19 protein-coding genes are annotated in these 18201 nt (G+C 50.8%); 7 read left to right on the forward strand and 12 right to left on the reverse strand.

Features of this window, described 5'->3' with window-relative positions; translation table 11 throughout:
- Window positions 1-137 precede the first annotated feature (137 nt).
- The 5 genes from ABD843_RS00105 to ABD843_RS00125 form a co-directional block, all read right to left on the reverse strand.
- Window positions 138-2246 carry a M16 family metallopeptidase gene (locus ABD843_RS00105; RefSeq protein WP_345076634.1) on the reverse strand — a complete coding sequence of 703 codons (2109 nt, stop codon included), beginning with the start codon at window positions 2244-2246 and terminating at the stop codon, window positions 138-140.
- Window positions 2247-2278: 32 nt separating this feature from the next.
- The gene (locus ABD843_RS00110; RefSeq protein WP_345076637.1) at window positions 2279-3643 is read right to left on the reverse strand and encodes a M16 family metallopeptidase; all 1365 of its coding nucleotides are present in this window, start codon (window positions 3641-3643) and stop codon (window positions 2279-2281) included.
- 106 nt (window positions 3644-3749) lie between these two features.
- Window positions 3750-4073, reverse strand: coding sequence for a type II toxin-antitoxin system RelE/ParE family toxin (locus tag ABD843_RS00115; protein WP_345076639.1), 324 nt, complete (start codon window positions 4071-4073; stop codon window positions 3750-3752).
- The gene (locus ABD843_RS00120; RefSeq protein WP_345076642.1) at window positions 4063-4290 is read right to left on the reverse strand and encodes a hypothetical protein; all 228 of its coding nucleotides are present in this window, start codon (window positions 4288-4290) and stop codon (window positions 4063-4065) included. Before ABD843_RS00120 ends, ABD843_RS00115 begins: the two co-directional genes overlap by 11 nt.
- A 43-nt stretch (window positions 4291-4333) precedes the next feature.
- On the reverse strand, window positions 4334-4978 hold the full coding sequence (locus tag ABD843_RS00125) for an NADPH-dependent F420 reductase (RefSeq protein ID WP_345076645.1): 645 nt from the start codon (window positions 4976-4978) through the stop codon (window positions 4334-4336).
- 181 nt (window positions 4979-5159) lie between these two features.
- Between ABD843_RS00125 and ahcY the strand changes: the two genes are divergently transcribed.
- A complete protein-coding gene (ahcY, locus tag ABD843_RS00130) occupies window positions 5160-6488 on the forward strand; it encodes an adenosylhomocysteinase (RefSeq protein WP_425575624.1) in 1329 nt (442 codons plus the stop codon).
- A gap of 101 nt (window positions 6489-6589) precedes the next feature.
- Window positions 6590-6838, forward strand: a complete 249-nt coding sequence (locus ABD843_RS00135; RefSeq protein ID WP_345076648.1) for a hypothetical protein — start codon at window positions 6590-6592, stop codon at window positions 6836-6838.
- Here the strand turns inward: ABD843_RS00135 and ABD843_RS00140 are convergent.
- The 3 genes from ABD843_RS00140 to tsaB form a co-directional block, all read right to left on the reverse strand.
- Window positions 6812-8395 (reverse strand): rhomboid family intramembrane serine protease, encoded by a 1584-nt coding sequence (locus tag ABD843_RS00140; protein WP_345076651.1) that lies wholly within the window; start codon window positions 8393-8395, stop codon window positions 6812-6814. The two genes, ABD843_RS00135 and ABD843_RS00140, sit on opposite strands and share 27 nt — an antisense overlap.
- A 184-nt stretch (window positions 8396-8579) precedes the next feature.
- Window positions 8580-8879, reverse strand: a complete 300-nt coding sequence (locus tag ABD843_RS00145) for an ArsR/SmtB family transcription factor (protein ID WP_345076654.1) — start codon at window positions 8877-8879, stop codon at window positions 8580-8582.
- Window positions 8880-9138: 259 nt separating this feature from the next.
- On the reverse strand, window positions 9139-9804 hold the full coding sequence (gene tsaB / locus ABD843_RS00150) for a tRNA (adenosine(37)-N6)-threonylcarbamoyltransferase complex dimerization subunit type 1 TsaB (RefSeq protein ID WP_345076657.1): 666 nt from the start codon (window positions 9802-9804) through the stop codon (window positions 9139-9141).
- A gap of 42 nt (window positions 9805-9846) precedes the next feature.
- Here tsaB and ABD843_RS00155 point away from each other — a divergent pair, with 42 nt between their 5' ends.
- The 5 genes from ABD843_RS00155 to ABD843_RS00175 all read left to right on the forward strand — a co-directional run bounded on the left by ABD843_RS00155 (window position 9847) and on the right by ABD843_RS00175 (window position 15824).
- Window positions 9847-10230 carry a RidA family protein gene (locus ABD843_RS00155; protein ID WP_345076660.1) on the forward strand — a complete coding sequence of 128 codons (384 nt, stop codon included), beginning with the start codon at window positions 9847-9849 and terminating at the stop codon, window positions 10228-10230.
- A gap of 266 nt (window positions 10231-10496) precedes the next feature.
- Window positions 10497-11198 (forward strand): hypothetical protein, encoded by a 702-nt coding sequence (locus ABD843_RS00160; RefSeq protein WP_345076663.1) that lies wholly within the window; start codon window positions 10497-10499, stop codon window positions 11196-11198.
- A gap of 166 nt (window positions 11199-11364) precedes the next feature.
- Window positions 11365-12594: a DUF922 domain-containing protein gene (locus ABD843_RS00165; RefSeq protein WP_345076665.1), complete on the forward strand. Its 1230-nt coding sequence runs from the start codon at window positions 11365-11367 to the stop codon at window positions 12592-12594.
- Window positions 12595-12599: 5 nt separating this feature from the next.
- Window positions 12600-13148 carry a hypothetical protein gene (locus tag ABD843_RS00170; protein WP_345076668.1) on the forward strand — a complete coding sequence of 183 codons (549 nt, stop codon included), beginning with the start codon at window positions 12600-12602 and terminating at the stop codon, window positions 13146-13148.
- 60 nt (window positions 13149-13208) lie between these two features.
- Complete coding sequence (locus ABD843_RS00175; protein WP_345076671.1) at window positions 13209-15824, forward strand: transglutaminase domain-containing protein; 2616 nt, start codon at window positions 13209-13211, stop codon at window positions 15822-15824.
- A gap of 130 nt (window positions 15825-15954) precedes the next feature.
- Here the strand turns inward: ABD843_RS00175 and ABD843_RS00180 are convergent, their stop codons facing one another.
- The 4 genes from ABD843_RS00180 to lptC all read right to left on the reverse strand — a co-directional run bounded on the left by ABD843_RS00180 (window position 15955) and on the right by lptC (window position 18191).
- Window positions 15955-16230, reverse strand: coding sequence for a hypothetical protein (locus tag ABD843_RS00180; protein ID WP_345076674.1), 276 nt, complete (start codon window positions 16228-16230; stop codon window positions 15955-15957).
- A gap of 64 nt (window positions 16231-16294) precedes the next feature.
- Window positions 16295-16882, reverse strand: a complete 588-nt coding sequence (locus ABD843_RS00185) for a Crp/Fnr family transcriptional regulator (RefSeq protein ID WP_345076676.1) — start codon at window positions 16880-16882, stop codon at window positions 16295-16297.
- A 168-nt stretch (window positions 16883-17050) separates the two neighbouring features.
- Complete coding sequence (locus ABD843_RS00190) at window positions 17051-17530, reverse strand: heme-binding domain-containing protein (RefSeq protein ID WP_345076679.1); 480 nt, start codon at window positions 17528-17530, stop codon at window positions 17051-17053.
- Window positions 17531-17606: 76 nt separating this feature from the next.
- Window positions 17607-18191: an LPS export ABC transporter periplasmic protein LptC gene (lptC, locus tag ABD843_RS00195; RefSeq protein ID WP_345076682.1), complete on the reverse strand. Its 585-nt coding sequence runs from the start codon at window positions 18189-18191 to the stop codon at window positions 17607-17609.
- Between the last annotated feature and the right edge of the window lie 10 nt (window positions 18192-18201).

Here is an 18201-nt window from a genome sequence, read left to right on the forward strand (position 1 = left end):
CCCACCCGGAGCTACGCTCATTCACTTGCGTTCACCCCCGAGGGAGGTTACCTTAATAGAAATGGCCGCTCTTGTGAGCGGCCATTTCTATTTTATGCGTGTACCCATCTCCTCCCCTCGGGGGAGGCCGGGTGGGGCTACTGGAACTCGGTATCAGGTATACCCTTGTTCACTTCTACGCTCTGCACCTTCAGGTTGAAGCTCATACCGCCACCGGCAGGTATGCTCATGAAGTAAGGCACTTTATAGCCGTTGGTACCGGGCACTTCGCGGTAGTCGCTCATGTCTGTGGTTCCGGCTACTTCATTGCCCTGTGGGTCTTTCTCTACCTTGGTCTGGCGCACCAGCAGGCCGCTCTTCTCGTCGTAGTATTCGGTCACCTTGTTGTTCTGGCCGTCCACTACTTCCAGTATGTAGGCCGTAGCGCCCTCTATGGTCTCTACGCCTTTCAGGGTGCGCTTTTTGCCATACTGGGCGTCATGCAGTTCTGCCTGCAGGTCGGCCTGTTCTTTGGTCTCGGCTATTTCGGCGGCATCCAGTTCCTTTTTCTGGCCCTGTGCTTCCTGGTAGCCCTTCGTTCCATCGAACACCTTCTTCTGGAAGGTCATCTTCTTGCCGCCCATGTTGGCATCTACCTGCTCGTGCAGCTTGTTGCCTGCCTTCTTGGCCACCGTCACGGTAAAGGCCATACCCTGTACCTCGCCTGTGCTCACTATTTTCAGGTCCTTCAGGCTGTTCAGGGCTTTTTCGCCGCCTATGGCAGTTACATACTTCTTGTATACGTCCTCGGCGGTAAGGCCCAGGGGTACTGCCTTTGTTTCAGTAGGTACTATTGGCTTGCCGGCATAGTCGTAGTAGTCTACTTTGCCGTCGGCAGAGAAACGGGCCAGCTTGTTGGCTACCTCTTCCTTGCTGCCCGCCACTACTATATTGGCATTCTCGGGACGAATGTACTTTTGCGCCACTGCCATCACATCGTCGGCCGTTACAGCGCTCAGATCCTTCAGGTAGTTCTTATAGTAGTCCTTAGGCATATTGTAACGCTCTATGTTGATGGCGAACTGCGCTATGCGTGCAGGATCTTCCAGCCCTATAGCAAAGTTGCCCGACATGAAGCTGATGGTATTGCGCAGCGTGGTATCGCTCACTTTTTCGTTGCGAATGATGCGCATTTCGTTCACCAGTGCTTCCAGTGCGCTATCGCTCACATTGTTCTTTGTTTTCAGCGTGGCCGCGAAGTTGCCGCATATGTTGTCTTCCTTTATGGCAGAGTAAGAGCCATAACCCCAGCCATGCTTCTCGCGTATGTTCTGGAACAGGCGCCCCTGCGAGCCGCCACCCAGTATGGTATTGGCCACTTTGGCCTTTATCACATCAGGCTGGCCGGGTTTTAGGTCGCTTATGGGGTAGGTAACGCTGAACACGCTCTGCACTGCGGCCGTGCGTGGTGCAAAGGCCAGCTTGGTAGTCTTGCCGCTGGCCACGGGCACAGGGTAGGAGGCTGCGGGCACATCGGCCTTCTGCCACTTGCCAAAGTACTTCTCTATCAGTGGCTTCACCTCGGCCATGGTCACATCGCCTACTATGGCCATATAGGCCACATTCGGGCGGAAGTAGGTCTTGTAGTATCTATTACAGGCCTCCAGGGTTATCTTCTTTACAGACTCCTGTGTGGCCACCTCGCCATATGGGTGGTTGGTGCCAAAGTTCACTACGGCGCTTACATTCCTCACCATGGCATCGGGTTCGTTCTTCTCTGTTTCCAGGCCCGATATCATTTTCTTCTTCGATTTGTCCAGCTCGTCCTGTGTTATCACGGCGTTCTGGGCTATATCGGCCATCAGCTCGAATATCTTTTCCTGGTATTTCTTCAGACCGCTGCCGCCTATCTCCTCACTGTTCACCTGTATGTCGGCGCCCATCTGGTCTATCTCGGCGTTCAGCTTGTCCTTGCTGCGTGTAGCGGTACCCGCCATCAGCAGTTCGGCCATCATATCCCTGTAGCCGGTCATTTCACCTTCCAGGGCAGGTTTTATATCCAGTTGTATGCTGCACTCTATGGTAGGCAGCTTGTGGTTCTCTACCACGAACACCTTCATGCCGTTAGGCAGGGTGAAGCTCTCTGTTTTGCCCAGCGATATCTCGGGCGCGGGACCCGGCTGAGGCCTTATGCTGCGGTTAACGGTTTGTCCCTGTACAGACAACGCAACTGCAAAAGCGAATATGGATAGTGTTACTTTTTTCATTTCTGTTCTGTGTCTTTTGTGCAGGTTAGCTATTATTTTTTACCGGGATCGTTTGCGCTCTCTTTGCTCTTGTTCTCTTCCGACTTTGGCAGGTAGTGTATCACCAGCCTGTTCTCCTTCGTGAAGTACTTGTTGGCCACACGTTTTATATCGTCCTTGCTTACTTTCTTATAGCGGTCCAGCTCTGTGTTTATCAGGTTGGCATCGCCCTGGAAGGTATAGTAAGTGGCCAGGTTGGTAGCTACACCCAGTACTTTCTGGTTCTGCTCTACAAAGTCGCTTTCGGCCTGGTTCTGCAGTTTTTTGTACTCTTCGTCGGTTATGCCGTCCTTTTTCAGGCGGTCTATCTCTGCCAGCAGCGACCTCTCCAGGTCGTCGGCGCTTACGCCCATGTTGGCTATACCCAGCATTATGGCCAGGCCCGGGGCCTCGTTGCCCAGGTCGAAGGCAGCTGTCTGTATGGCTTTTTCCTGCTTGTCCACTACTTCTTTCTCAAAGCGCGAGCTCTTACCCTTCGACATCAGTTGGGTCAGCATCTGCACAGCATAGTAGTCGTGTTCGCCCTGTTTGGGCATATGGTATGCCAGCACCACGCCGGGCAGCTGCACATTGTCGTAGAATTTCACACGCTTCTCGGCCTTTTGCACAGGCTCTACCTCGGTAGGGCGGGGTATGGCCTTGGTACCCTTGGGTATATCGCTGTAGTATTTGTTTATCAGTTCCTTGGTCTTGGCGGGGGTTATGTCACCGGCTATCACCATCACGGCATTGTTAGGCACATAGAAGGTCTTGTAGAACGACATGAACTCGTCCAGCGTGGCCTTATCTATATACTGTTCTTTACCTATGGGGCTCCATTTGTAGGGGTACACCGTATAGCCATTTTCGAATATCACGTTTATCAGCTGGCCGTAGGGAGTGTTGTCGTAGCGCTGCTTCTTCTCTTCCTTTACCACCTTGCGCTGTGTCTCTACGCCTATGTCATCTATTTTGGCTTGCAGCATACGCTCGCTTTCCATCCACAGGGCCAGCTCCAGCTGGTTCGATGGCAGTACCTCGAAATAGAACGTGCGGTCCTGCGTGGTGTTCGCGTTCAGCTGGCCGCCGGCCGACTGTACCAGTTTCATGAACTCGCCGCGCTTGATGTTCTCGCTACCCTCGAACAGCAGATGCTCGAAGAAGTGCGCAAAGCCTGTACGCTCGGGGTGTTCGTTCTTGGAGCCCACATGATACATTACAGACACCGCCACTATGGGTGTGGAGTGGTCTTCGTGCAGTATCACATGCAGGCCATTGGGCATGGTATACTCCGTGAATTCTATTTTGGCCTGTGCCAGCCTGGGTGCGGTCAGTATGGACGCACCAAGCATCAGGCTAAAAAATGCATTTCGCCTCATGATATAAGTTTGGTTTGTCGCAAAAATAGGTTTTGGGATGGAGATCTTAAGATTTTTGCAAAAATTCCCCCATTATTTCACTTTGGGTATGGAAGTGATACTAGCGTCAAAGGTCCTTTAGTCGCCTTACTATCTCAAGGTCAGAGATATTCTCCGCTTCAGATTTGTCGTATATCGAAAGTAAATAAATGAATTTTGCGGTGATCCTGATGTGAGTGATGACCCTGGCACCGCCCGACTTCCCTTTCCCTTTAGAAGTTATCGCCAGTCTTATTTTATAACAGTTGTTGCCAATGGGTATACCCATTGAAGGCTCTTTCAACAAGTCATCTACCAGGTCCGATATGTCGTTCTTAATGGACGGATACTTTTTCGCCAGTCTTTTTAATTCCTTTTCAAAGTCGGAAGTCGCAATGATGCTAAATGCCATCAAGTACCTGTTGTATTGTTTTCAGCTTTGTTTTTCCTTGCTTATGAAGTGTTACTTCATTGGCCGACCGTTCCAGCGCGGCCAGGATCTTTTTTTCTTTGGCAGTGAATTTCGGTGGTTCTGCTATCTCTACAAAGTCGAGATGCTTCAGCAATTCCTTCAATAAGGTCACCTTTTCTTTACTTCTTATATTGAGCACCAGTTGTTCCACTGCCATATTTGTTTTAACTCTGTTACAAAATTACGGTTTAAGATCCGCTCTACCCCCTCATCAGCCTAAATGCATGGTTCCATTTGCCGTCTTGCAGGCCGGGTATGCACCACAGCATACACAGGGGTTCTATGGCGCGGGCAGCGGGGGCCTTGCCCATATCCTCTACCTCCCATCCGAACTGTACCAATATATCGCTCACTTCCTTCCGCGATGCATCTTTATTGCCGCATATGAACATGGTAGGCTTTTCGGAAAATTTAGGGTCCACCATATAGCCATTTCCTACCGAGTTGAACGCCTTTACGAAGTGTACCTCGGGGAACCGGTGCTGCAACTGCTCCATCAGCGACTCGTTGATGCTGCTGAAATATTTCAGTACCCCGTTCTCGGGCGGGGCAGCCGCTATGGGGTTGGTGGTATCTATCACGGTCTTCCAGTGCAGGTTCTGCGGGCCTGCCAGGTCTATGGCATCGGCCGCGGCCGCGCCCTTTACGGCCAGCACCACCAGGTCGCCGAATTTTGCCGCCTGCTCAAAGGTGCCCGTCTGCGCATGTGCGCCGCTGCCGGCCTTCCATTCTGCCAGCTTCGAGGCATCGCGAGAGCCTATCATTACCTCGTAACCGTGTTTCAGGAAGCCGGTACCCAGTGTGCGGGCCACTATGCCCGAGCCGATGATGCCTACTTTTCTCATAGCCTTCTCTTTGAAGGCAAATTAGCATAAAAGCAGATACCTACCCCCATACCGGCCAGTAATTAACATACTGCTAAACACCCCCGATCGTGGCACTGGTATGACCAAATTATATAGCTGTTTATTAGGGTGGTAATACCTAACTTCATACCTTTGCAAAAAAAATTAATAAAAACAAGCTATGAGCACGATGACTCGTTCACAGATCGATTTCAAATTACCTTACAAAGTAAAGGATATTACCCTGGCCGAGTGGGGCCGCAAAGAGATAAGGCTGGCAGAAGCAGAAATGCCCGGCCTGATGGCAATTCGCGAAGAGTATGGTCCCAAACAACCCTTGAAAGGCGCTCGTATAGCTGGCTGTCTGCATATGACCATCCAGACCGCTGTACTCATAGAGACCCTCGTAGCCCTTGGCGCTGAGGTTCGCTGGAGCTCTTGCAACATATTCTCTACACAAGACCACGCTGCTGCTGCCATAGCTGCTGCCGGTATAGGCGTTTTCGCATGGAAAGGCCAGAGCCTGCAGGAGGCCGACTGGTGCATAGAGCAGACCCTGTTCTTCGGCAGCGAAGACCGCCCCCTGAACATGATACTGGACGACGGTGGCGACCTCACCAACATAGTGCTCGATAACTATACCGAACTCATACAGCACATAAAGGGCCTCAGCGAAGAGACCACTACTGGTGTACACCGCCTGTACGAAAGGATGCAGAAAGGCACCCTGCCTATGCCTGCCATCAACGTGAACGACTCTGTTACCAAGAGCAAGTTCGATAACAAGTATGGCTGTAAAGAGAGCCTGGTGGACGCTATACGCCGCGCTACAGACGTGATGATGGCCGGTAAAGTGGCCGTTGTAGGTGGTTATGGCGATGTAGGTAAAGGTTCTGCAGAGTCGCTGCGTGGCGCAGGCGCCCGCGTTATCGTTACCGAAATAGACCCTATCTGCGCACTGCAGGCGGCTATGGACGGTTTCGAAGTGAAGCGCATGATAGATGCCGTAAAAGAGGCCGACATCATCGTTACAGCTTCTGGCTGCCGCGATCTCATCGCCGAGCCGCACTTCCGTGCTATGAAGGACAAGGCCATTGTGTGCAACATAGGCCACTTCGATATAGAGATAGATATGGCATGGCTCAATGGCGCTTATGGTAGCACCAAAGATACCATCAAACCACAGGTAGACCTGTATAGCATAGATGGTAAAGAAGTGATAGTACTGGCAGAAGGCCGCCTGGTGAACCTGGGCTGCGCTACCGGTCACCCCAGCTTTGTAATGAGCAATTCGTTCAGCAACCAGACACTGGCCCAGATAGAACTGTGGAACAACCACAGCAGCTACGAGAACAAGGTGTATGTACTGCCTAAGCACCTGGATGAGAAGGTAGCCCGCCTGCACCTTGCCAAGGTGGGCGCCCAGCTGGAAGAGCTTACCGATGCACAGGCCGAATACCTGGGCATACCCAAGTACGGTCCGTACAAGCCCGAAATGTACAGGTACTAGTAGTTACCTGCCGCACATATACCAGAGAGGCCGCACTCGTTGCGGCCTCTCTGCTTTTATGGCTATATGAATGGCGCGTATTCTTTACTATATTTGAGGCCATGATAGGGAAAAAGACATATTGCCTCGTAGCCGCTGCCGTGCTTACCCTGGCATACGCTTCTTGCAAAAAAGACAGTAATTGCGAATGTACCATTCGCCGCTACGACCCCTATACCAATACCACCACTGTGCAGAAGGTGAGCGAGAATATCTATACAGGCAAGGCCAGCGCCCCCGAGAAATGCGCTGCGAAGGCCCCGGCCATAGATACGTCCGACTATCTATATGTCACCTGTATCATCAATTAGGTCCCGTTGCTTTTCGTGTTCCATACGCTCTTTTTCTGCCTTTAGGGTAGGGTAGAAGAGCAGCCCTGCTAGTATACCGCTTATCAGCCCGCCTATGTGGGCGGCATTGTCGGTATTGCCTGCCATGCCCATCAGCAGGTTGTACCCTACAAAGATGCCTGCGCTTATCAGTAGTCCTTTGCTGGCCGCAGTGGGGAAAATGCCTTTTACCAGCAGTATGAGCAGTGCCCCATATATACCGAATATAGCGCCCGATGCGCCTACGCTCACCACGGCCACATGCCACCACATGCTGGTGACGCTGGCCAGTATGCCCGTTACAAGGTATATGATGGTGAACCTGCGGCTGCCTATTATAGGCTCCAGGAACATACCCGCGAATAGCAGGCCATACATATTGGCCACCAAGTGCATGATGCCGCTATGCAGAAAGGCGGACGACAGCAGCCGCCACCATTGCCCACCCATGGTGGCAGGCCCATAGTTGGCGCCCCAGTACAGCAGGTCGTCGGCATGGAAGGAAACAAAGCCCAGCCCCTTCACCACCATGCACAGGAATACAATGATGTTCAGATCCATGATGATGGGCGTGGCGGCATACCCCTTTGCCAGTACGAACAGCGAAAAGAACTCCTTTGCGCTCATGTCGCTATCGTCCTTCACTGCCGTATCGCTCATTTTGGGCCTTATCAGCATTACCAGCAGCAGCAGCATGCATATGGCGTACGACCTGAACACCCATCCCAGCTTCTCCCCATTCCGGGCTTCAAAGGGTTCTGTCTCTGCCCGCAGCACCATATTGCTGGCCGATGTATAGCGTGGTGTACGGGCTATCGCCTTGTTGTACTTGTCGTGGTCATTGGTATTGCCCTCGTTCTCCAGGTAGGCAAATTCGGTAAGGTCCGCCTCGTTCAGTTCCTTTTCGCTTCGTGTTGCAAATTCCTCCCACTTCTTGTCTTTTTCGGCATCGCTCTGGTCGTTGCTTATGGTCTCGTGGTATTTTTTGCCCAGCCATGCGGCGCACTCAGTACCGGCAGTATCATCGGCCGATGCGAATATGGGCAGCGCTATATGCAGGTATAGGTCCAGGTCCTCATTGTATCGCCCACTCACTTCCGTTGAGCCATATACACAGGCATAGGAGCGGTCTATGTACAGGTCCTTTACCTTGTAGTACCGTGTTGCGGGACTCTTGTTTATCGTATTTATATTGTCCAGCACGGTAAGCTTGCCCGTGGCCGTCTGCAGGTAGAACTGGGCTACTATAGTAGGTATGGCCATCGCGAACCACACCACACCATAGTACATGCTGGCCCAGCTACCACCACGTTTTGTGGCCAGTTGCAGTTGCTTTATCCTGGGGCTTATCCATACCAGTATGATGATCCACGGCAGGCCCATCGGCAGCCAGAACTGCACCAGGTCTTCCTTTGGCGAGAATAGCTTCAGGTCTATCACCAGGTACCAGTGCAGCAGGGTATACAACACTACGAACAGCACAGAGGCAATGAGTACCGGTATATAGATATGCCTTAGTTTATCAATAAAATGTTTCATAAAGTGGCGATGCGATAAAAGATATCGCTCTCCTAAATATATGGATCTTTCGTTCACATACTGCGGGTGGGTACAAAAAACAGACCTGCGGACAAGAGGAGGCGGTCAGTGGCAGTAAAAAAGTATATGCATTAAAAAAGCCCCTTTGCAGGGGCTTCTTGTTTTGGAGATATTTTCAAGGATATTAGTTGCTGGCTTCTTCTGAGTTCACCAGTTCGTTCACGAACTTGGCAACTGCTGCTATGCGGGCATGATTCAGCGCATAGTGGATGAATTTACCATCACGCTCGGTGATAACGATGTTTGCACGGCGGAGGATAGCAAGATGCTGTGAAGCTACAGACTGTTCCAGGCGCAGTTTCACATAGATATCGGTAACATTCATGCGTTTGTTCTCTTCCAGCAGCTTTACTATCTGCTGACGGAGCTTGTGATTGATGGCCCTCAGTGTCATAGCTGCGTTCTTCACAGCTACATAATCCAACTTGATCTGTTCGTTCGAACCTTTGATTACCAGAGTGTTTGCTGATACCGTCGTTTCCATTAAACTTAAAATTTTACGATGATTAAAATGATAAAAAAAACCTTTCTAAAATATTCAGGTACGTTGAGTGTTGTGAATATGTTGCAAACATACTTAATTAAAGCGATATGAAATGCAAAAGATGAAATAAAAAAGTTAACATTGAGTTAAAGTGTAGATGAAAAAAATGTATGTTTAACTACAAGTCTATGAAATACAATTATTTATGAGTATAAACACTTTTAAGGTATAAGGGAATAGCATTTGCGATATTTACATTTCCATTACGATCGTACTGTTCATATGCATATTCTGCCCATGCTCCATTGTCTAATATTATATTCTGACCAAATGAACAAAATTTAACTTTTAGTTTAAAAAAAAGTTCTTCTGCCGCATTGGTCGTTATATGTAAATTTTCGCGGTTCTGTAGCATTTCCGCCATATCTTCCTCCATCATATGCACCGGCGCCAGTATGGTATCGAACTTATTATCGTGTATACTTATGAAATATTCTTTATCGCGCGCTACCAGTATACTGGCTATATACCCGGCCGTAGGGTGCTGCTGTATGGCCGCCAGCGCCAGCAGCGATAGCCTGTCCTGCAGCAGCAGGGGTATATCCATGGCATAGCATATACCCTTGGCGGTGGCCATGGCTATACGCAGGCCTGTATACGAGCCCGGTCCGCTGCATACAGCTATGGCCGCCAGTTGTGCCATAGCTATGCCGGCGCTTGCCAGCGCGGCGCTTATCATATTATTTATGGCCGTAGCATGGTCGCGCAGTGTGCTATTGGTCTCGGTGCATACAGGCTTGCCATCGGCACATACCATTACGCTGCTCGTATCGGCCGATGTATCTATGTGTAATATGTATACCATAATATTGCGCACAAATGTACGGCGCGTATTACATTTGCAGCTATGGAAAAGAAGATAGTGAACACCCCCAGCGCACCTGCCCCCATCGGCCCTTACAACCAGTCGGTGAAGTACGGCAATATGCTCTTCATATCGGGCCAGATAGCCCTGGACCCCGCTACCGGCAACCTTGTAGAAGGCGACATACAGGCAGAGACCCGGCAGGTGATGACCAACCTGCAGGCAATACTGAAGGAAGCGGGTATGAGCTTTGGCAACGTCATAAAGACATCCATCTTCCTTATGGATATGGGCCAGTTCGCGCAGGTGAACGAGGTATACGGCAGCTACTTCGATAGCAGCAATGCTCCCGCCCGCGAGACCGTACAGGTAGCAGGCCTGCCCAGGGGCGTAAGGGTAGAGATAAGCATGATAGCCGGGGAGTAGGTGTCGGGAATTAGGAATTGGGAATTAGGAATTGGGAATTAGGAATTGGGAATTAGGAATAGGGAATTAGGAATTAGGACCGGGTCGGAATTGGGATCTGAATTTTGGAATTTGGAATTTGGGAATTGGGATCTAGAATTTTGGAACTTGGAATTTGAATTTTGTTATTTGGAATTTGGGATATGGAATTTGTCCCCTGTAATTTGTTATTTGGAATTTGTTATTTGGAATAGTAGTTTTATCCTTCAAACTCGTTGGTATATAGTATGAGATATTTCCTCTTTATCCTTTCGGTAATGGTCATCATAGCCGCATGTAACCCTCAGCCCGAAGTTACCCCCAGCAAAGAGAACATGCTTCGCTCTAAGAAATGGCGGATAACAGGTGGTACCATTACGGTAAAGAAGCCCAATGGCGTGGATACCAATCTGAAATACCTGGACTATATAGATACCTGCTATTCGGACGACTACCTGAAGTTCGACTCTATGTACTTCGGAAAGTCATATACCGGCTCGCAGAAGTGTAATGCTGCCGATCCCGAGTTCCAGAACTTCAAATGGAGGCTCTTCAACAACGATAAGAGCATAGACCTGTACGATGGCTTCAATATGATATTCGCCGTTACTACATCTATAGAGCCTTACCGCTTCGAAACACTGGCTACATCGCCCGAGATAAAATTAGATACCATCGTCGGCAGGCTCGATACCATTCCCGGTTTCATAAAGCAGTTCATAGTGCTCGATACCATACGCGAGCTCAGGTACAAGCGTTACCCCATACCCAATTTCGACCTCTATGGCGCCGAGATAACAGAGTTCAGCCAGTTGCTCTTCAAGGTGAAATTCTCCTTCAAGACCACCAGGATCGACTCTACGGGCTTCCATGCAGGTGCGCCCAACAACTTTGAGCCCATACTGGTGAACGACACCGCCGATTACTTCCTTACTTTCAGCTCGTTCTAAGCAGGGTAGGCAGGTATAGGTGTACCGTATTTTCACATTTCCTATGTGCAGGTCTTTTGGCTATATGGATAGCAGGGGGTAATTTTATGCTTTCCCATCATATACCCATATGCGTTCCCTGTTCATTGCTTTAGTTCTGTTTACGGCTACCGTCCTTTGCCCGTATATGGCCGGCGCCCAGTACGAGGATTGGCAAGATATGGCCCCCGAAGGGAAGATCATCAACTATCGCACCCTTACCTGGAACGATTTTCAGCACCTGCAAATGAGGCATGTGGCCGAGGAACTGTCGCAGCATGGCCTGCAGGCGCAGGCCTATGTCATACCCACCATTTACTTTGAGCCCATAGATGCCGAACGACTGGATAATGGCAGGCTCAAATTCAAATTCAAGGTGAAATGTGCCTTCCAGAGCCATGCCTATGTGCGGGACGATGTGAAGAAAGCACACACCAATTATGTGCTGTACCACGAGCAGGGGCACTATGACATAGCGCTCAATTTTGCCAATATCATGCAGGAAGAGCTATGCAGCAAAGATTTTAGCCCTAATGGCTATGATAAAGAGATAGGCGCGATTATAGAAAAACTGTATACGCGATACCATGAGCTGCAAGAGCGATACGATGCAGAAGTGAACCCCCATGGCACCGACGATGTACCCATGCAGACCCTGTGGGATATGCGTATAAAGAAGGCGCTGGAGAACAACTCTATAGAATATTATACAAGCCCGGAAAGTGTAGCCGCAACAGTAAAAGGCCTGGGCCTGGGGCAAACAGTGAAACGCCTGCCCACAGACGATGTAAGGCGGTTCGCAGTGCGGGCGCGCCCGCTCTACTCCGAATTCACCGACGAAACGGCCGCCATGACCAAAGAGCTATCTGTATGGAACATGGAGAAAGTGGTACTGGCTTTTTATCAGCAGCGGTATTTTGTAGGGGAAGAGGGCAAACCTGTTAAGGATTGTTCGCGCTTGCTGGGCTATCTCTTTGTGCCTAATGGCAAGGACACCTACAAGCGCATATTCATAGACACCTTTGTGCGCGACGACCTGTCGCCCAAGGTAAACGCATCTTTCTTTGCCAATGCCGATACCGATGCTGTAAAAGAACTGGTGATACAGACCGTACAGACGCGTAAGGATAATGAGGCTACGGGTGTACAGTATACCACCAGGGTATATGACAACACCTTCCGGGCATTGCCCGGCAAGCTGCGCAAGCTGAACGATGTGGCCGAAAAGCTGGAGAACAGTGTGGACGGCACCGTGAACGGTAAGCCGCAGAAGGCAAAGTACAAGACTGAAAAAGACCTGCGCGATGCCCTGCAGAAACTAGGCTATGCAGAAGAAACACCCGCTGCCGCACCACCTAAAAAGACGATATACCGATGATAGGAATGTGGATAGCGATCACCTGTAGTGCGGGGCTTATATTTGTGCTAACGATAATACTGGGTATAGTGCGCCAGAAGGTATGGCTGGTAATGGTGGCCGTGGTAGCCCTCTTTGCTACTACGGTAGCGGGCTACATCACTTTTGCCCAGATAACGGCCACTGTTGTAAAGACGGTAACAAAGACCGGGGCGGAGCGTACTGCCGAAGAGGTATTCGCTGCCGAATTCGACCGGCCACAAACACCCTGTATACAGGTGGTAGACTACTACGATCCCTCTGTATCGGTACTGAACGATAAGCTGTCCATATGCTTTTCTTCCTGCCCCGCAGAAACGAGGAGGATACTCGGCCGCCGCCGTTACGACGTTGCGCAGCGCATCACTACCGATGTCATGGCCGCCATGACCGAGAGATGCTGCCGCAATTTCGTTACCCCCGAGCGCTTTGGCAGTACCGTGCTGGAATGCCTGGCATCAGAAGGTAAGGATGCCTATACCATGTATATATCTGCAGATAGTACAAGGGTATACTACACACGGCAAATGAAATAGGTCTATTTTAACGATCCCTGTGGTATTTTTTCCACTACATTTATAGCAGAGAACGAAAGTATGAGGATACAACGTGCCGCTCCCGCAAATGAGCTGCTGGCAAAGCTGATATTCCTGGCGCTGCCCACGGCAGTGGTAGGCTATTTCCTGCTGCGCCAGGTGAACGAGTATTACTCTATCCTCCACAACGATGCCCTGCGCCAGGCGCTCTATTTTGCCGCAGGCATGGGTATATCGGCTGTTTTCTACGCCTTTCGTTTCCGTTTCCTGCCCACCTTTGCGCTGCTTATAGCCGCCATGTACACCCTGTACCTGGGGCTGGACAAATACGAGACCGGCGAGTTCGATGCCTTCTTCATAGCGCGGCAATACCAGGTGGCGGCCATACTCTTTGGTACAGGCTGGCTAATGGGGTGGGGCTGGCTGCGTATACGCTACTGGGCGGTGATGGTGGCCACCATCACACTGTGTAGCTGCGTACTGGTGATAGCCAAGGGCAATGTAGAGACCGTGCGCGGCCTGCTCATGGCCTTTGCACCTGCACTGGTATATGGCGTATACGTTGTCTTCACCGCAGAGCAGATATACAATTACAAAGACAAATCCGCCCGCTTCTGGTGGTTCCTTACGCGCAGGCTGGCTTTGTTCCTCATTATATCCTGCGGTTTCCTGGGTGGTATCATCTACTGGCGCCGGGCCGAGATACAGGCCACTGTAGATAACTATGGCGGCAGCGGCAAGGAAGGCCAGAACAGCATGCTGAAGAAGAACAAGGACAACTCCTTCGACCTCCGCGACTATTCGCGCCTCAGTGGCGCCCTTGGCCGCAGCAACGACCTACTCTTCTGTGCCCACATCAACAATTATTTCCCCAATACCGACCTGCCCAATCCTCTATACCTTACAGCATTCTACTTCACCAAGTTCGATACCGCCACCGAGACCTTTGAGCGCGATGCCAAAATACCTTTCAACGACCTCTTCGAGCCCGATCCCTCCAAGATACCCCTCTTCAATACAAAGCAGGATTCATCTGTCATTCGCAACAGCCTGGGCAGTAAGCTGCGCCAGGTGGTAGAGGTTGAGATATACAGCAAGACCCTTTCGCCCAATACTTATCTTGCCCCCAATGTGGGCTTCTTCGTACAGCCCATTACCATAGAGAAGGACTTCCGCGACCAGTTCCGTTCGGCATACCGTACCAAGAGCTATGTATCGGCCCTCAACAGCGCCTACTTCGTATATAATGTCCCTAATCCCGAGATAAAGAAGTTCCAGGAGATGCGCTTCGAGGTACTGCGCGAGGTAAAGGGCTATGAGGGGGTGGATGAGGAGTTCATGAGGTATTACACCTACATGCCCTCCAACCCCAAGTTCGGCACCATAAGCGAGCTTGCTCGCCGTGTCACCGACACCGCCCATACACCTGTAGACAAGGTATTGGCCATACGCAATTACTTCCTCTCTAAGGACGAGCATGGCGAGCGCCTCTACCAGTATACCGACAATCCCGGCATCCCCGACCTGCCCAATGCCTCCAAGCTCATGTACTTCCTCAACGACAATCATAAGGGGTATTGTGCTTACTTTGCCGGGGCTACGCTCTTCATGCTGCGCTCGCTGGGCATACCGTCGCGCATAGCCGTGGGCTTCCTTACCGAAGACCGCAGCGACAAGAACAAGGGCTGGTACTGGTACTATGCCAACCAGGCCCATGCATGGGTACAGGTATACTTCCCCGGCTATGGCTGGCTCGATTTCGATACCACAGTGGGCAACGATGCCGAGAACCGTACTACGCCCCAGCCCGATGGTACACCACCAATGCAGCCGCCAAAGGCATGGCTGGCCGCCGAGGGTGTGATAATGGATGTGGACACCCTGAAGAAGACCGTAAGGATGTCGGTGAAACAATTCGTCTTTCACGACAAGGAATACAAGACCGCACCGCCCACCGAAATGACCTTGGATATGAAGGTGGCCGTGGTATACCGCGATAGTATAGCCATACCACTGGCGCGGGTGCAGAAGGGCGATGAGGGTACGGCGGTATCCTACTCAGAGGCTATGAAGAAACTGGAGCCCGCACAGGGCGAAAGCGCCACGGCCCTGCTAAAGCGTTTCCCCGCCGCCGTCCCTATCGACGAAGTATACCTCAAGCGCAAAGACCTGGCCACCGAGAAGGAAAAACCACCCGTTACCGAGAAGGAGAAAGAAACACCTATAAGCGAGATACTTTATACTGCCCTGGGCATACTGGCCGGTATACTTTTATTCTTCCTCCTGCTGCCCAGGCTGGTACTGTGGTACTACCTGCTGCGCCACCGTTCATCCAAGGCAGGCGGCAGCAAGCCCTATTGGGCATACCGTACCGCCTGCTACTACCTGCATATGTGCGGCATACCACGCGGCACCCTTACCCCCATGCAGTATGCCCGCCAGGTGGTAGACCCGCAGTTGGGCACATCCCTTACAGCCTTCATGAACATATACCTTAAGAAGAAGTACGCCAAACAACCCCTCACCCCCGCCGAAGAGCAAAAGGTAGATACCTTCCTGCGCCCATTCCTGGCACAGGCGCGCAAGGGCATAAAGTTCTCCTCAAGGGTATTCGGCCTGATGAACCCCATACGCTGCGCCTCTTTCTTTGTGATGCCCGAAGAGGAGAATGGGTAGGGGAGATATTAAAGATACAAAGAACAAGACCCGCTCATAAAGCGGGTCTTCTCGTTTCGACCGGAGGTAGGTTCGAGGGCAAATGCAGTTCTTTTCAGGGTAATGCGTGTTAGCACATTACCATCATATGCTATGCTATCTTGTTGAAGTATTTTATATCGAATCCGCCTATCACACCGGCCCGTTTTTGTGCTGCCTCCCATTCAGGGCTTGCCACTACCGCTTTTGCCATTTCCAGGCTCGGGTATTCCGATATCAGCGATATGCTATTCGCATCATCCGCACTCTGGTAGATGCCCGTCACCTTTATGCCCAGCTTTTCTCTCATAGGTACAGCCTCGTCAAAGGCCATTTTCCATTTAGCCATATCTTCCACTTTAATAGATACGATCAGTGTAGTTGCCATAAGTTGTTTTGTTTTTGTTCAAGGCAAAACTACGCTCACTGTTCACAGCATATTTTGACCCAGGTCAAGATATGCTCCGTGCTATTTTTTTTCTTACACGGCTTATCGTTTCCGTTCTTATGCCCAGGTAGTTGGCTATATGGTGTTGCGGCACACGCAGTATCAATGATGGGCGGCTCTTCAGCAATCTCAGGTATAGGCTTTCCGGCGTATCGCTCTTTAATCTCGTCGCCTCTTGTATTATCCTGTTATGGGTTAATGGGTACGTTATATCGAACCAGCGCTTATAGGCAGGTATATTGTTCAGCCCCCATTCCGCATTTTCCAGCGTTATGCCCAGTATCTCGCAATCCTCCAGCGCCTGCAGGTACATTTCGGTTCTCGTACCTGTTCGCATACATTGCAACTCACCGGCAAACCAGCCCTCTTCGGCAAAGAAAACTATATGTTCCTCCCCCTCATCATTGATAAAGTACTTCCTCATACATCCCTTAGCAATGAAAGGGCTATACCGCGGCACCTCTCCCGCCCGGTAAAAATGATCGCCCTTCTTCACACTGAAATGCTTAAAGAGCGCAAGGAATTTCGCAGCATCATCCCCCGAAATATCAGAGACCTTTCTTATCTCCTCCAGCAGAATATCTGTATTCAAGAGTTGGGGCATATTCAAATGTGCTAATTTAAAAACTCCATTGGCGTAGTCTCCGACTACCCATCTGGTCAAAGTTCTCGCTTCGTCCTTGTATAATGCAAGGTCCCGCTTGCTTTCCCCTATAAAAAATATTCTCTCCCCAAATGTACCCGCCGGGACGGCGGTGTTCTACTCTTGCGCACCCGGTTCCAGGCTTATTTTCTGGGCAAGACCCTTTGCCCATTCTATCACCAGTTGCTTGTCGGCAGGAGAGAGTACTGCCTCCTTATGTATCCATGTATAGCTGGAGAGGGGCATAGCGCCTTCTTCCACTTCTTCCACTATTTCCTTCAGCTTTTTCAGCTTGCGGCGTGTCTTATAGTTGCCAAATTCAGAGAAGTTCAGCTCGTCCTTGCCCTCCTCTATATGGTCGGCCAGCCATATGCCCACGGGCTGTACATTGCTGTACCATGGGTAGTGGGTATTGTTGCTATGGCAGTCGTAGCAGGCACGGTGCAGCACATCGGCCACATTCGCAGGTACGGCATATGCGGTCACTATATCGCTCGGTGGGGTTTGGGCACTCACATTCTTCTCGGGTCTCCATACCTGCAATACCGCTAGTACTACCAGCAGGCCTATGCCCAGTACCTTAAATGCTTTCTTCATATGTATAATGATGTACCGCAAAGTAAAGAACCTTTGCGACATACTACCCTCAAAAACGGAAATAAACAGGAAATGACTACTGCGGCACCTCGCCCTTATCTACCTCTACCGATCCCTTGGGGCGTAGTATACGGTACCAGGTAAAGTCGCGGTTGGCCTCCATACCATCGCCATACAGCACCTCTGTGGCCGTGGTTATGGTCACGGGCTTTTCGGTGAAGAACTTTTGGGCCTGCTCGTTCCATATCAGCTCATCGGTGTTCAGGCGTTCGCCCTTACGGCTCACTATCTGCACACTGTCCCACACTATAAAGTCCTGCTGCACCTCGTAGTACCGCGATGAATCGGCGGTGAGCACATCGGCCACCCGCCCGCTATCGTCGAAGAACTCCATCTTCAGGCCTCTGTTCATATCTATGTATGGGCGCTTACCATTGGGGCTCCGCACAAATTCTTTGGCAAAAACGCGCATGGATACTTTGCCTTCCTGACTGTAGAGAAAAGTAACGCCATAGGCCTTATCCTCCTGCATACTATGCTCGCCGGTAAGGGCGCGTATGGTCTCGGGGTCGTTCTTGCAGGATGGCAGCAGGCAGCACAGCACAGCAGGCAGCAGTATGCGCGCTATAGCTATGCCGGTATGCCTGCGTTGGTATGTCATTATCGGGAAT

The sequence above is a fragment of the Nemorincola caseinilytica genome (genome assembly GCF_039540515.1).
In the GTDB taxonomy this organism is placed as follows: Bacteria; Bacteroidota; Bacteroidia; order Chitinophagales; family Chitinophagaceae; genus Nemorincola; species Nemorincola caseinilytica.